Origin of the sequence: Streptomyces sp. R21 (assembly GCF_041051975.1) — a bacterium.
Lineage (GTDB): Bacteria > Actinomycetota > Actinomycetes > Streptomycetales > Streptomycetaceae > Streptomyces.
Genome location: NZ_CP163435.1, coordinates 3,438,166 through 3,450,851 on the forward strand (window position 1 = coordinate 3,438,166; position 12,686 = coordinate 3,450,851).

Genomic DNA, 12,686 nt, shown 5'->3' on the forward strand with positions numbered 1-12,686 from the left:
TGTATGGCTCTCTGCTCTGTCAAAGGTAGTCGGGTGCGCTGATGCCGAGCAGGGACAGGCCGCCGGCGAGCACCGTCCCGGCGGCTTCGGCGAGCGCGAGCCGGGCACGGTGGGCGGCCGAGGGTTTCTCGTCGCCGAGCGGCAGCACGGTGTGCTGAAAGGCGAGCAGCGCGTCGGCGGTGGTGACGAGATGCCGGGCCAGACGGTCGGGTGCACGGTGCGCCGCGGCGGCCGCGAGGGCATGCGGGTACTCGGCGAGCGCGGCGAGGAGGTCTTCCGTGTGCGGTACGTCGTCGGCGGCGCCGTCGAAGCCGAGGCGGGCGGCGCCCCGGCCGAGGGCCCGGGTGCGGGCGTGCGCGTAACGGACCCGGAAGAGAGGGTTGCTCTCCCGTTGGGCCAGGTGGTCGGCGCTGATGCGCGGCCGGTCGTGGGCGGCCGGGTGCAGCAGGGCCCAGCGAGCGGCGTCCGGGCCGAGCGGCGCGGGGTCCTCGGGCGCGGGAACCGGCCGCAGGTCCACGGCCTCCCCCGGCCGCGCGTGGTCGACCTCGGCGCGGCCGCCCTGGGTGGCGACGATACGGACCAGCGCGTCGGCGACGACCTCGGCACGGATCTCGTACGGAATCCGGAGCGCGACGACCTGCCCGTCGAGGGTGTCACTGTGGCCGTACTCCCCCGCGCGGATGGCGCGGACGAGGGGAGCGGTGGCCCCGTGCAGCCGGATATTGAGGAACCCCGGCCCGGTGATCTCGACGGCGGCGACCCCGTCGGCCCCGCTGAGGTGCGTCCGCAGAATCTCGGCGACCTGGAGCGGGGGCCGCCCGGCGGGCCGGGCGAGCTGCAACGCGATGTTGGTGGCGTAATCCCCACACCCACCCGGCCCCGGCGGCACCACGACCGCCCGCGCGGGCACGACCACATCCAGCTCCCCCTCGTCCACAGCACGACGCACCGCGCGCAGCACGGTACGGGAGAGCTCGACGGGGGTCACGGGACAAGCGTAGGGGAGGAGGGGGGTGGGTAGGCGAGCAGGTTAGGGGCCTGTCCCGGGATGTGGACGGGGGTGGACGAGGGTGGACAGCTAGGCGTGCCCGGCGGCGGGCTCGGCGTGTCCGGGCCCGCGGACATGCCCGACGGGGGCGTGGATCAGGGACCGCACCACCCTCACAAGCTCCTGCGGGTCAGTGATCGCCTTGGGGGGGGGTGGGATCACTGATCGTCCAGGGGGTGGGGTCAGTGACCGGTGCGGCCGGCGCGCTCGGTTTCCCCGGCGAGACCGGCATGGCTGGCGCGACCGACGTGCTCGGCCTCCCCGCCAGGACCGGCGCGCTCTGTCTTCTCCGCACCGAAGGCTCCGTCGAACGGTGATCCGGCGGCACCGCCGCCCTCGCCACCTCCATGCCCGCGGCGCTCCATCAACTGCCGTACGAGCCGCACGAGTTCCGAGGGTTCGAAGGGCTTGGCGAGAAACGCGTCGACACCGGCGTCGAGCCCGCTCTCGACCTCGTACTGCGTACAGGCACTCACGATGGCAAGCGGCAGATTCCGCGTCCGCGGGTCGGCCCGGAGCCGAGCGGCGGTACGCAGCCCGTCCAGCCGCGGCATCACCACGTCCAGCGTCACCACATCGGGCCGCGCCTGAAGCACGACGTCCAGACATTCGACACCGTCAGCCGCGGTCACGACCTCGAAGCCCTCCAGCTCGAGATTGACCCTGATCAGCTGCCGGATGACCTTGTTGTCGTCCACAACAAGCACCCGACCGGACGCGCCTGGCACAACTCGAGAGTAGGTCCGCACCCACGGCCGCGTCCGGGTTTTCCCGACTTCCACCCGCTACGCGGACGGCATCCGCGGCGCCGCCGTCAGCCGCCGGAGGCGTTCGGGCTGTAGGCCGACACGGGTCCCGAGGGGAGGCTGGCGTGTGCACCAATACGGGTGCTGGGGAGGGTGGCCTGCGCGTCAGCTTCCGGTGGCGGTGCCGGTGCCGGTGCCGGTGCCGGTGGGGGGAGGCTGGCGTGTACATCAGCTTCCGGTGGCGGGGCGGCCGGCTTTGCGCCACTCCGGGTCGCGGAGAGCCTGGGCTGTGTCCCAGCCCCGGCGCGGGGAGAGCCTGGGCTCAGCAGGAACCCCGGCACGGGGGAGTGAACTCAGCGTCAACTCCGGAACGGGGAGAGCCTGGACTCAGCGAAAACCCCGGCGCAGGGGGAGCCCCGTCTCCGGTCGACCCCGGCGTAAGGAGAGCTCGGCCTGTGCACCGAACCATCGCGGGGAGGGGAGAGAGAAGGCGGGAGCCCGGCTCCTGTACCAACCACCGCGCAAGGGGAGCGCGACCTCCACGCCAATCCCCGCGCAGGCGGAGTGCAACCTCCGCACCAACCCCCGCGCAACGGAGCCCTTCACCGCTCCACGGAGCCGACCGCTTCCCCGCCCCTCAGCCGCCGCCCCTCCCCTGCTCAGGACACCACCCCCGCCCCACCAAAACCCGTTCATGGCACCCCCAAGAGAGCTGGTAGGGTTCTACCCGTCGCCGCAAACACAGCGCCGATACGCCCCCGTAGCTCAGGGGATAGAGCAACGGCCTCCGGAGCCGTGTGCGCAGGTTCGAATCCTGCCGGGGGCACTCGCCACACAGCCAGCAAGAACAGGGCGCTGAGCTGGGCGGATGCCGACATGAGAGAGCGGGAGTCAGTCTCACTGACTCCCGCTCTTTCTCGTTGTCTCTCAGTGATCGCGACACACCTCCGACACGCTTCTACGTAGCTGGCGCGCCCCACCTCCGGCCGCACTGGCCATCCTCACTAGGACTCATGCGCACGGCCGATCGCTCTCTCACCACCTCACGCTTCCTGTACGCCCCAGAACACCTCGAAAGACTCATTTAGCGACCAATGCCTACTTGGCGGATTGATGCACAGCCCTTAGCGTCGATTGTCAGTGGTACCTGCTTCACTTTTCCTCTGACCACCACGAGGGAGCACTCCATGCCGACCATGATCCACACGACGGTCGCGGAACTCGTAGCTCAACGGGAACGCCTGCTCGCAGAGGTACACATGACCTTCGAAGAGCTACGCGACCGCGCCGAGACCTACAGCCTGAGCAGCGACGAACTCGACGTGTGGCACACCATCGAGGGCATCGACTACCTTCTCAACGGTGAGTGCTGAGGAAGCGACGCTGGACGAAAAGGCGGCTGAGTTCGCCGACACGCTGACGGACCTTACGCGGGGAGTCCTCGGTCAGGACTCCCCGCGCTTTTCTGCCCTGAACGTTGGGAACCGCATTAGGGTTGCGCCACTAGCCGCTGACGGCCGAAGTATGCGCATCCCGATAAAGATCGACGGTGTGAGGTGTCTAAGCCTCCACGTTCAGCACTTCTGCTGCTGGGACGGCCCGAACATGTACCTCGCAGCCGATCGGGCTGACGTGCATGTCTTCTTCGAGGGCGTGCAAGATCCATTGCTTCGATATGAATACCTACGCCACTCAAAGAATCCCCCCGGGGCCCACTTGCAGGTGCACGCTCACCGGGACGAGATGGCCTATCTGCTCCGCCTCGCCGAAAAGAAGAAGGGCAGGCCGGCGGCGATGATGCGGAAGGGCAAGCTGCCTCGGCTATCAGAGATGCACCTGCCAGTCGGCGGCCACAGACTGAGGCCAGCGCTTGAAGACGTGCTACTGCTGCTAGTCCGAGAGTTCGCCATCGATGTTGCGGACGGATGGGACACCGTTCTTGACCGGCACCTCAGGAAGTGGCGCGTGTTGCAACTCAAGTCCGCGGTTCGCGACGCTCATGAGTCTGCTGCCGAGACTCTGCGGGAGATGGGTTACACCGTCGAGCCACCCAAAGATATGGAGCCCCAACGAGTGGACTCTCGCCTCTACTGGCCCTGATCCGCCCTCTCCCGGGCCCGCTGTTCTAGAGGCTTCTGGGAAGCTCTGCTCCACGATATTGACGCTGCGCGCGAGGCCCTTGATGATAACGGAACAGAGGTCCGATTCCGTAACCAGAGATAGGGGGCTGCCTCCACAGCCCCCTACTCAGGTCACTGCATGTCCCCTTCTTCCTCCAAAGCCTTTGTGATCTTCGCGTTGGCGGCTTCCTCGTGACCGTCAATACAGCCGTGATATCGGCGGTGGATCACCTCCGGCGAGTTGCCGACCCGCCGGGCCACCTCAGCGATAGGCACTCCAGCATTCAGCCACCGCGTGATGCACGCGTGCCGCAGGTCGTACGGGCGCCCTGCCAACGGCGATTCGACACGCTCGGGCGGGAGCGCATACTCACGCGCTTCCTCCCACACCCGCCAGTAAGTGGAAGAGCCGACCACTTCCCCGCGCTCGTTGCCGAACACGCGTCCTTCCTTGGCAGTCTTGAACTCCTTCAGGTGCGCCTGAAGGATCGCTATCAGGACCGGCGGGATGGGGACTGGCCGGTCGGTAGACGCCTCGCGCGCCTTCAGGCCGCGGCGATCATGGCGCTCCCCGGAGTCCGTCCACTGCTTGCCGGAGACAGGGCGCGTCTCCCGCAACGTGAGGGTGCCCCAACCCTCCTCGGGCAGGTGGCAGTCAGACAGCCGCAGACCGACCGCCTCAGCGGGCCGCAACCCCGCGTAGTACAGAACCGCGAAGAACGCGACCAAACGCCGCCCGCGGTTGCGGTCCCATGACCCGACATAGGAGACGGCGGTGAGCAACTGGCGCCCTTGCACGGCGTTTACGAGGACGCGCCGGTCCACCACGTCATTGGAACCCACACGCTTCCGGCGAGCCCCCTGAAACGGGTTCTCTGGGAGCTCCCCGGCCTCTACGGCGTGTTCAATGGCGGTGTTCAGGACGCGGCGCCGCCGCTTGAACGTCTCCCCCGCCGCCGGGGTGCCGTCCAGTCGATAGCTGAGGCGGTACACGACGTCATCGAAGACCTCTGCGTCGACGAGGTCGACGAGCGGCCGATCCTCCACCGTGAGCCACTCGTACGCGGCTTTCAGTTCGGCCGGCGGGTCCTCCCCGGCATTCGCGGGGACGATCCCCCACCGGAACGCCAAACGGAGGTCCGTGTCTTCAGGAACGCCCTCCCCACGCCTCACCATGGCCAGCGCCACGGCCGCAAGGCCGTCCGCCATGCCCTCGCGAGTCTTCGCGGCGCTGGTACGCCACCGTCTGGCGACGTACTTCCGGCAGAACTCGAACCATCGCAGCGGCGGTTCGGCGTCCGCTGCCTCGGCAGTTTCGGCCGCCGCGCGCACCTCGGACTCCGGTAGGCCCGATGCGATCTCGAACGCCTCGCCGCGCCGGTTCATGGCGTGCCACAGCTCATTGCGTCGGCTTTCGGCGAGCGGGTACGTGGCAAACGTATCGCCCCACACCCGGCCTGCGACCACCCAACGAAGGCGCCACGGGCGGGACTTGCGTCCGGTTTTGGAGATCTTCCACAGCTTGACGTCGAAGGTGTAGCCCTGCCGGGCGGACCCACGAGGGCGCCCGGCAGGGGTGTCGTTCTCCTGGCTCACGCAGCGTCCTCCCGCTCCGCGAGCCAGCGCTCGTACTCCGACCGCCGGATCCGCACGTCGCCGTTCGGGAGTTTGATCGAGCGGGGGGCCTTCCCGAGTTGGCGCCACCGGTAGAAGGTCGATGGGGCGACCTTGAGATCGGTGATGACCTCCTGAACGGTCATCTTCTCGTCGACCGTGCGGGCGCTCATGTCGCCGTCCTTTCAGCTTCCGTCGAACCGGACAGTCGGACACTGGGGGTTTCGGGGTGTCCGGTCCCTTCGTGCAGGTCAGCGGGGGTGACCGGACAGTCGGACACCTCGGACACCTCCGGGGGTGGGGTGTCCGGGTAGTAGCGGCCGGCAGGGTCCTTGGTGAGCTGTCCCGCTTCGGCCATGCGAGAGCAGTAGCGGCGGACCGTGTCGGCGTCGACGTCCGGCAGCGCGGCGGCGACATCCCGCGGACGCACCCCGGGGTTCTCCCGGACGTGCCGAAGGATCGCGGCGCGGGTGTCGCCGATGGTGTGGTCGGTGACCGGGCCATCGAGCATCTGCCAGGCCCCGGAGGCGGCTTGGAACTTCAGGGCGTACTCGGCTTCGTCGACGTCGCGTCCGGTGACGTGCAGGATGCCGTCCGCCTGCCCGCGGGCTCGCTTGAGGACGAGCGTGGCGTCCGCGGCTCCGGCGATGCCGTTGGTGCCGGACACCTCGGTCAGGAAGTCGTCCGAGCCTGCCTTACGGACGTGGTGGACGAGGACCACGGCGATGCCGTAGTGGTCGGCGATCCGCTTGGCGTAGCCGACGGCGACATAGTCCGCGTCGTAGGCGGAGGCGCCTTGCGGGGCGGGGCCGCGCATCTTGGCGAAGACGTCGATGACGACCATGCGGGCGTGCGGGTTGCGCTCTAGCCAGTTGGCGATGGCGTCGCTGCCGCCCTGGGGGAAGGGCGGGCATTCGGTGACCAGGGTCAGCCCGGCCGGGGCTGGCTGCCCTCCGAGCATCTTGCCCATGCGGGTCTGGAGGCGGCGCGGGGTGTCCTCCAAGGCGAGGTAGAGCACCGGGCCGCCGTCGACGGGCATCGTGTCGAAGGCGTGTCCGCCGGAGGCGACCGCGAGGGCCAGTCCGAGGGAGAGCCAGGACTTGCCCACCTTGGGTGGTCCGGCGAGCAGGTTGACGCCCTCGGCGAGGATGCCTGGCACCGCCCATTTCGGTTCCGGGAAGTCGGCGGCCATGAGCTGATCTGCGGTCCATGCGGTGCGTGGGCGCTCCCGCTTGGGCAGCTCGCGCGGGGCCGCCTGGGGGTCGCTGGGCACGGAGTACAGATGGAGCGGGGGGATGGGGTTGGTGCTCATGCCGCGACCCTTCGGGGGCGGTTGGCTCCGGCGCGCAGGCCGGAGGCGATGGTGCGGCGTGCCTCGCGCTCGCCCTGGCCGACGCGGAGCGCAGCCTCGGCGAGCTGCTCGGTCACCTTGTATTCGTCCAGCTCTCCCCCGGCAACAAGCTGTCCCAGGGCGACGGAGGCGATGTAGAGCGCGGTGTTGTGCTGGTGCTCGCCGGAGTGGATGACGCGGGCCAACTCGCCATTGAGCGCGGCGTTCAGGAACTTGCCGCGCCGGTCGCGAGCGGCCAGCGGGACCGTGACCGGGCGCTGCGGGGGCAGGGGCGTGGGGCGCAGGAGGGTGGCGAGCCAGTCCGGCAGCGGCACCACCGGAGCGTCGTGGGTGACCGTGTAGGGCCGTCCGGCGAAGGTGCTGCCCGCACCGGCAACCAGTCCGCCCACGGCGCGGGTGTCGACCTTCCAACCAAGGCCCCGGGCGCTGTTCCCGGCGGTGTTGCGCAGGGGCTCGCCCTCGGGAGCGGCGAAGTAGAGGTGGATGCCGGCGCTCCAGGTGCCCACCGTGTAGGTGCCGGTGGGGAGCGGTTGGCCGTGCCGCTCGCAGAGCACGGCGAGGACGTCGGCGCCGTCGGTGACGCCGTGTTCGGCCCATTCGGCCGGCGGGGTGTCCTTGGGGTGCTTGGGCCGGTCCAGGTCGACGACGACCAGGCCAGAGGGGCCGGTGGCGATGCCGACGTTGTAGGGGGCGTGCGTCCAGCACCGGGTGATGCGGTCAGGGTCGGTGGTGGCGCGGGTTTCCCATTCGCGGATGGCGGGGCGCTTGTCGCCGGGGATGAGAGGGAAGACGTGCCAGCCCCGCGACGCCGCGTTGAGTGCCGAGGTCTGCTGGTCGGAGGGGCGCGGTTGCGTCATGCTGAGGGTTCTCCTGTTTCTTTGGAGGGACTGGAGAAGCCGGGGTGGGTGCAGGCTTTGGCGAGACGGCACCCACCCCGGGCGTATCTAGAAGGGCGGCTCGTTACCCGCGCCCGACGTGGCTCCGGCGGGCGCGGCCGTGTGCCAGGCATCGGCGGCCGGGCCGGAGGTGGCGCCGTTGCGCTGGACGCGGTCGACCTTGGCTGTGGCGAAGCGCAGCGAGGGGCCGATGTCGTCGACCTCCAGCGCGAGCATCGAGCGGTTCTCACCCTGCTCGGTCTGCCAGTTGTGCTGGCGCAGGCGGCCGGTGACGACCACCCGCATGCCCTTGGTCAGGCTCTCCGCGACGTGCTGGGCGAGGTCGCGCCAGGCGGTGCAGCGCAGGAACATCGCGGTGCCGTCCTGCCACTGGCCGCTGGTCTTGTCGTAGCTGCGCGGGGTAGAGGCGACGGAGAACTTGACCAGGGCCGCGCCGCTCGGGGTGAACCGCAACTCGGGGTCGGCTGCGAGGTTGCCGACGACGGTGATGGGGGTTTCTCCTACGGACATGTGGATCACTCGCTTTCGGTGAAGGTGCGGGTGTGGCCGGGCGTACTAGCGGCGGACGTGGCTGCGCGAGTTGACCCGGCTTCGAAGTGGGCCGGACCGTGAGGGTCGATGGAGGTCGGGGGCTTCGATGCCGTCCAGGTCCATCGGCCAGTGCTCGACCTCAACGGCGGCGTTGGCCGCGTTGCCGGAGCGAAAGGGGGCGCTCTCGCTAGCGGTCGAAGCCCCCGCGCGCAGCAGTTGCGGGTCTGCCGTTGAGGGGCCACGAGGTGCACAGTGCAGTCATCGCGGGTCGGCAGAATTGGGGGAACTCGCAGTGAACCTGAATGTGGTGACATTGCTGGTTTCGGTGATCGCGTTGGTCACCTCAGGCTGGTTGGCGTGGAGTCAGCTCACGTCGTCGCGGAAGTCGACCATGCTGGCGATGATCCTTGAGGGGTTCAGGGATACGCGGGGTGACGACTATCTAGAAGCCGTCGAGTACGTGCTGTACCGGCTCACGATCGAACACCCGAGGCCAGTGGCCTATCTTCAGCTCCCAGAGGAATCACGGCGATGCATACAGCGCGTCAGTCTGTTCTACAACGACCTTGGCAAGCTCGTCGTCCATGGCCTCGTTGACGAATCTCTGATCATTGGCGCTTACGGCGGGAGTCTTCTGCGCGCATGGAATCTGCTCGCTCCTTACGTCTACTTGGAGCGCCAAGAGCATCAGCGGAATCCCATGCGCTATTTCGAAGATTTGGCATGGCGCGTGTCAGTCCATCGGCCCGAAGCCGTGTACCGCGAGTTGGGAATGCACATGCTTCCGCCGACGAGCACTTTGTGACTGCGCAGTGCCTCGCTAATCGTCGGCCCAGTGCCTCTGGGACGTGTCGGTGACGGGCAGTTCAGGCAGGCCGGAGGCTTGCAGGGCCTTGGAGTCGAAGCCAGGCAGCGCGGCGCGCGCGAGCAAGGCGGTTGCGAGCTGTTCGGCGTACGCGGCGCTCGTGCGGGCCACCTCGATCTGCGCTCCGGCCTTAAGGGCCTCGACGCGTTCGACGTGGGCGTGCTGTTCGCGCCGCTCGCCCGTGTGCCGCTCGTACGCCATGCGGGTGCGGCGGTCCTCGCGCCAGTAGCGGGCGGCGAGGCCGTATGCGGCGGTCGTGGCGAGCACCCACAGCAGCAGCGGCAGCGAGAGGCCGTCGGCGTATCCGGCGACACCCGCGAGGGCGAGCGCCCCGGACGCGGCGAACGCGGTGCCCGCGATCACGGGGTCTCCGGCGCGGCCGACACTCGCGCAGGCTCCGGCCGCTGCGGCGGCGAGAGAGAGCGCGGTCATCAACACGGCGTTGCCAAGGGAGTGTTCAGCGCCATTGGCGTTCCAGATCCGGGCCAGCGCCAGCACGGTGGACGTCACCAGAACCGGCGCGGCCTTGGGCGCGATGATGGCCAGCCAGTGCGGGGCGATGATCTGTTCGTTCACGGCCGGACTCCTCACAGTTGCTGGACGGCGTCGATGACGGCACGGGCGAGTTGGTTGATGGGTCCGGCGGCGCCCGTGGAGGCGAGGAAGAACCCGAACCCGGTGGCGATGAACGCGAAGCCGGGGCCGAGGGACTTGGAGCGCAGCAGGAAGAACAGGACGAGCCCGAACAGGGCCACGAGCGAGACGGTGACGGCCATGGGTCAGCCTCCTTTCGGGGTGGGGTGCGGGTCAGCGGGTGCCTTGGCGGTAGGTGTGTGCGGCGCGGTTGTAGAGCCAGCGGCCGACGCGTATGCGCTTGCCGTGGCCCTTGCAGCGGCGGCAGTTCTTGCCGCGCTTGGGGCGTCCTTTGCGGTCGGTGGTCATGGCGAAGCCGAAGCCGTGGCACTTGCGACAGGTGCCGAACGGGCTCGCCACACACACCGAGACGTAACCGAACGTGACGAGCAGCAGGCAGGCGATAGCGAGCAGGATCGGGGTCACGAAGTGCCTCCCAGGGCGGTTTCAGGGGTTTCCGCAGGTGGGCTGCTAGCGGCTAGTGTCCTGATCAGGCGGTATGGGGTGCGCTAGCGGGGTCTCTAGCGCTAGGGGGTCGACCCCCTAGCGCTAGAGACCCCGTGCGGTCAGCCCGCGTCCCGCTTCCTGTCACGCTCCGCAATCGCCGTGACGATGTGGGCGCGCTCGAAGCCGGTCCGGTTGACGGTCTTGCCGGAGATGCGCCGGGCCACCTGCCCGGTGGCCACGCCGTACGGCTTCAGCGCGCTCGTGAGCTGCCGCGCCTTGTCGGCGGGCGCCATCTCGCCCCACGGCCCGTACTTCTCCGGCCGCAGCTCGGCGAGCCGGTCGACGGTGACGTCGTTCCACGGCTTGGCCTCATCCGCCGCGACGACGGCGAGGATGTCTTCCAGCAGCGGGTCGACCGCCTCGCGCCGCTCCGGTGCGACTCCGGCCGCCATGCCGCGCAGCGTGCCCGCGTCGATGCGCGCCTTGCGGGCGCGCTCGCAGATGGCGTCCGCGGCCGGGTTGTCCATGTAGTAGCCGCGCACGATCTGCGGGTCGTCGGCCGCGCCGACCAGGTAGCCGATGCCCTTGTCGGACCTGGTGAACGAGGTGGCGCGGATGCCGTTCTTGTAGTTTGACGTGCCCAGGATCATGTCGTTCTCGATCTGGCCCATGACCCGCAGGCAGAACCGTGTGCCCACGTTCGCGCTGATGGCCGGGGGCAACGAGTCCTTGTCCGGGCGCTGGGTCGCCAGCAGCAGGATCACTCCGAGCGCCCGGCCGCGCTTGATGATGGCCGTGCACAGCGATCCCGCTTCCTTGCCGTACTTCTCGTGGCTGAACAGCTCCTGGCACTCGTCGATGGCCAGCACGAGCGGGTGAAGCCCGAGCGAGCGGTTCGCGGCCAGCTGCGGAGTGACCTTGTTCTCCGGGCACTTGTCCTTGGGCAGGGAGCTGATGACCTTGGCGCGGCGCTCCAAGTCCTTGTAGACGTAGCGGATCGAATCGAGCGCCGCCGCGGCCGTCTCGTCGTCCGGTCCCGAGCCGTAGTCCTCGGCGACCTTCTTCAGCGGGTGCAGGTCACCGGTACCCTTCAGCTCCCATACCAGCAGCTCGGCGAGGACGTCCAGCGCCGCCGCGAGCAGCGGCGTACGCAGGGAGAAGGTCTTGCCCATGCCGGGCATGGCGCCGATCAGGACGTTGTCGTACATCAGCGTCAGGTCGACGTTCCGGCCGCGCTGATCGGTGCCGAACGGCAGCGGCTTGAACAGCGACGCGGAGCTACCAGGCTTGGCCAGCGGCCATGCGGGCGAGGGCACCTTGTTCAGCGCCCGGTCCCCCACCCACAGCACCATCCGGCCGGCGTGCTCGTCGGTGACCGGCTCCGGCCACACGCAGCCCAGCGGGCGGCGCAGGCCGGAGGCGAGCTTTTCGCGTCGGTCGAGGATGTCCGGCACGGTCACGCCGTAGGGCAGGTCGACGTCCGCGCGCCAGCCGGGGCCGTCGCGGGTGATCGGGGCGGGGAATTTGATGCCCTCCCCGCCCTTGCCGAGTGCCTTGTTGATCTCGGCGATGCCGAGCGCCCCGAGGGCGCGTTCGACGATGCCGGAGGTCAGCCGCTCGACTTCGGTGGTGACGACGGCGCGGGTGATGACCGGCTTGTCGGACGGCGCCCCGAGGAAGCCGAACCCGGCCGTCAGCATGGCGAGCGCGAGCACGTCCAGCCAGCGCGGGGCGAGCACGAACAGCACCAGGGCGAGCACCGGACCGACGATGAGGCCGAGCACCATCAGGATGCCGCGCAGCTTGACCCGGTTGTCGCGCTGCCGGGACAGCTTCAGGTACTCCTCGACGTTCTCGCGCTTGGCGGCGGCCTGCCGCAGCGGGTCACCCTCCGCGTCGGCCACCCAGCGCACCGTGCTGCCGATGAACTTGGCGACTCCCGCCGGAGCCTGGAAGGCGAGGCGCAGGGAGTACCAGGGCAGGCGGACCGCGTGGAAGGCGGTGGTGTGCCAGGCGTACCCGCCCAGCCATCCGAGCGCGTCGACGAACTCCGGCCTCGACCTCGCCCACGCAGGGATCACCTCCCGCCGCGTACCGGCCCGCAGTCGGGCCATCAGCCCCGGACCGGCCGGGGCCGGACCGTCGACCATCACGGCCGACTTACCCTCCGACTCGGTGTCGTCCGAGTCGGCCGACGGGTCGGCGCTCGGGTCGGCCGACTCGGACCGCGTGGAGTCGGGTGCCGGGTCGGCCGACTCCGAACGGGCCGACCGCGCCTTGTCGAGGTCGACTACCTCGCCCCCGGAATCGGCTTCCGCATGCCTGCTCATCTCGGCTTCGAGTCGGTTGAACAGTTCGTTGTCGTCGGGGTGGTTCACTGAGATTCCTTCCACTTCAGGGTGTGAGGGATCGCGGGCCCGGCCGACGCTGTAGGA

Annotated in this window: 14 protein-coding genes and 1 tRNA gene; 4 read left to right on the top strand and 11 right to left on the bottom strand. The window is 69.2% G+C overall.

The features are described 5' to 3' along the window. Nucleotides 1-19 precede the first annotated feature (19 nt). Together nrtL and AB5J56_RS15255 are read right to left on the bottom strand one after the other, a co-directional pair. Nucleotides 20-988: an ArgS-related anticodon-binding protein NrtL gene (gene nrtL / locus AB5J56_RS15250; protein ID WP_369233260.1), complete on the bottom strand. Its 969-nt coding sequence runs from the start codon at nt 986-988 to the stop codon at nt 20-22. A 242-nt stretch (nt 989-1,230) separates the two neighbouring features. Next, nucleotides 1,231-1,776, bottom strand: coding sequence for a response regulator (locus AB5J56_RS15255; RefSeq protein ID WP_369233261.1), 546 nt, complete (start codon nt 1,774-1,776; stop codon nt 1,231-1,233). A gap of 772 nt (nt 1,777-2,548) precedes the next feature. On the opposite strand from AB5J56_RS15255, the gene AB5J56_RS15260 reads away from it, so the two are divergent. From AB5J56_RS15260 to AB5J56_RS15270, 3 genes are all read left to right on the top strand, one after another. Further along, nucleotides 2,549-2,620 (top strand) — tRNA-Arg (locus tag AB5J56_RS15260). Between the two features lie 361 nt (nt 2,621-2,981). Continuing rightward, the gene (locus AB5J56_RS15265; protein WP_369233262.1) at nt 2,982-3,167 is read left to right on the top strand and encodes a hypothetical protein; all 186 of its coding nucleotides are present in this window, start codon (nt 2,982-2,984) and stop codon (nt 3,165-3,167) included. Next, nucleotides 3,157-3,894 (top strand): hypothetical protein, encoded by a 738-nt coding sequence (locus tag AB5J56_RS15270; RefSeq protein ID WP_369233263.1) that lies wholly within the window; start codon nt 3,157-3,159, stop codon nt 3,892-3,894. Before AB5J56_RS15265 ends, AB5J56_RS15270 begins: the two co-directional genes overlap by 11 nt. A gap of 152 nt (nt 3,895-4,046) precedes the next feature. On the opposite strand, the gene AB5J56_RS15275 is transcribed toward AB5J56_RS15270, so the two are convergent. The 5 genes from AB5J56_RS15275 to AB5J56_RS15295 all read right to left on the bottom strand — a co-directional run bounded on the left by AB5J56_RS15275 (nt 4,047) and on the right by AB5J56_RS15295 (nt 8,285). Further along, a complete protein-coding gene (locus AB5J56_RS15275) occupies nt 4,047-5,510 on the bottom strand; it encodes a tyrosine-type recombinase/integrase (RefSeq protein ID WP_369233264.1) in 1,464 nt (487 codons plus the stop codon). Then, nucleotides 5,507-5,701, bottom strand: coding sequence for a helix-turn-helix transcriptional regulator (locus AB5J56_RS15280; protein ID WP_369233265.1), 195 nt, complete (start codon nt 5,699-5,701; stop codon nt 5,507-5,509). The genes AB5J56_RS15275 and AB5J56_RS15280 overlap by 4 nt, the downstream gene beginning before the upstream one ends. Beyond that, the gene (locus tag AB5J56_RS15285; protein ID WP_369233266.1) at nt 5,698-6,840 is read right to left on the bottom strand and encodes an AAA family ATPase; all 1,143 of its coding nucleotides are present in this window, start codon (nt 6,838-6,840) and stop codon (nt 5,698-5,700) included. The genes AB5J56_RS15280 and AB5J56_RS15285 overlap by 4 nt, the downstream gene beginning before the upstream one ends. Then, nucleotides 6,837-7,736: a bifunctional DNA primase/polymerase gene (locus AB5J56_RS15290; RefSeq protein ID WP_369233267.1), complete on the bottom strand. Its 900-nt coding sequence runs from the start codon at nt 7,734-7,736 to the stop codon at nt 6,837-6,839. Before AB5J56_RS15290 ends, AB5J56_RS15285 begins: the two co-directional genes overlap by 4 nt. A gap of 87 nt (nt 7,737-7,823) precedes the next feature. Beyond that, nucleotides 7,824-8,285 carry a single-stranded DNA-binding protein gene (locus tag AB5J56_RS15295; protein ID WP_369233268.1) on the bottom strand — a complete coding sequence of 154 codons (462 nt, stop codon included), beginning with the start codon at nt 8,283-8,285 and terminating at the stop codon, nt 7,824-7,826. A gap of 313 nt (nt 8,286-8,598) precedes the next feature. Here AB5J56_RS15295 and AB5J56_RS15300 point away from each other — a divergent pair, with 313 nt between their 5' ends. Continuing rightward, the gene (locus AB5J56_RS15300) at nt 8,599-9,111 is read left to right on the top strand and encodes a hypothetical protein (protein WP_369233269.1); all 513 of its coding nucleotides are present in this window, start codon (nt 8,599-8,601) and stop codon (nt 9,109-9,111) included. 15 nt (nt 9,112-9,126) lie between these two features. Here AB5J56_RS15300 and AB5J56_RS15305 read toward each other — a convergent pair whose 3' ends face one another. From AB5J56_RS15305 to AB5J56_RS15320, 4 genes are all read right to left on the bottom strand, one after another. Continuing rightward, nucleotides 9,127-9,747 (bottom strand): hypothetical protein, encoded by a 621-nt coding sequence (locus tag AB5J56_RS15305; protein ID WP_369233270.1) that lies wholly within the window; start codon nt 9,745-9,747, stop codon nt 9,127-9,129. A gap of 11 nt (nt 9,748-9,758) precedes the next feature. Next, nucleotides 9,759-9,947: a hypothetical protein gene (locus AB5J56_RS15310; RefSeq protein ID WP_369233271.1), complete on the bottom strand. Its 189-nt coding sequence runs from the start codon at nt 9,945-9,947 to the stop codon at nt 9,759-9,761. Nucleotides 9,948-9,978: 31 nt separating this feature from the next. Next, nucleotides 9,979-10,230, bottom strand: coding sequence for a hypothetical protein (locus AB5J56_RS15315; RefSeq protein WP_369233272.1), 252 nt, complete (start codon nt 10,228-10,230; stop codon nt 9,979-9,981). A 140-nt stretch (nt 10,231-10,370) separates the two neighbouring features. Then, nucleotides 10,371-12,629: a cell division protein FtsK gene (locus tag AB5J56_RS15320; protein ID WP_369233273.1), complete on the bottom strand. Its 2,259-nt coding sequence runs from the start codon at nt 12,627-12,629 to the stop codon at nt 10,371-10,373. Nucleotides 12,630-12,686: the final 57 nt, after the last annotated feature.

Bases quoted from the DNA above. Each gene is read 5' to 3' on its own strand.
- AB5J56_RS15265 (WP_369233262.1), top strand. From the start codon at position 2,982: ATGCCGACCATGATCCACACGACGGTCGCGGAACTCGTAGCTCAACGG.
- AB5J56_RS15280 (WP_369233265.1), bottom strand. From the start codon at position 5,701: ATGAGCGCCCGCACGGTCGACGAGAAGATGACCGTTCAGGAGGTCATC.
- AB5J56_RS15285 (WP_369233266.1), bottom strand. From the start codon at position 6,840: ATGAGCACCAACCCCATCCCCCCGCTCCATCTGTACTCCGTGCCCAGC.
- AB5J56_RS15290 (WP_369233267.1), bottom strand. From the start codon at position 7,736: ATGACGCAACCGCGCCCCTCCGACCAGCAGACCTCGGCACTCAACGCG.
- AB5J56_RS15295 (WP_369233268.1), bottom strand. From the start codon at position 8,285: ATGTCCGTAGGAGAAACCCCCATCACCGTCGTCGGCAACCTCGCAGCC.
- AB5J56_RS15310 (WP_369233271.1), bottom strand. From the start codon at position 9,947: ATGGCCGTCACCGTCTCGCTCGTGGCCCTGTTCGGGCTCGTCCTGTTC.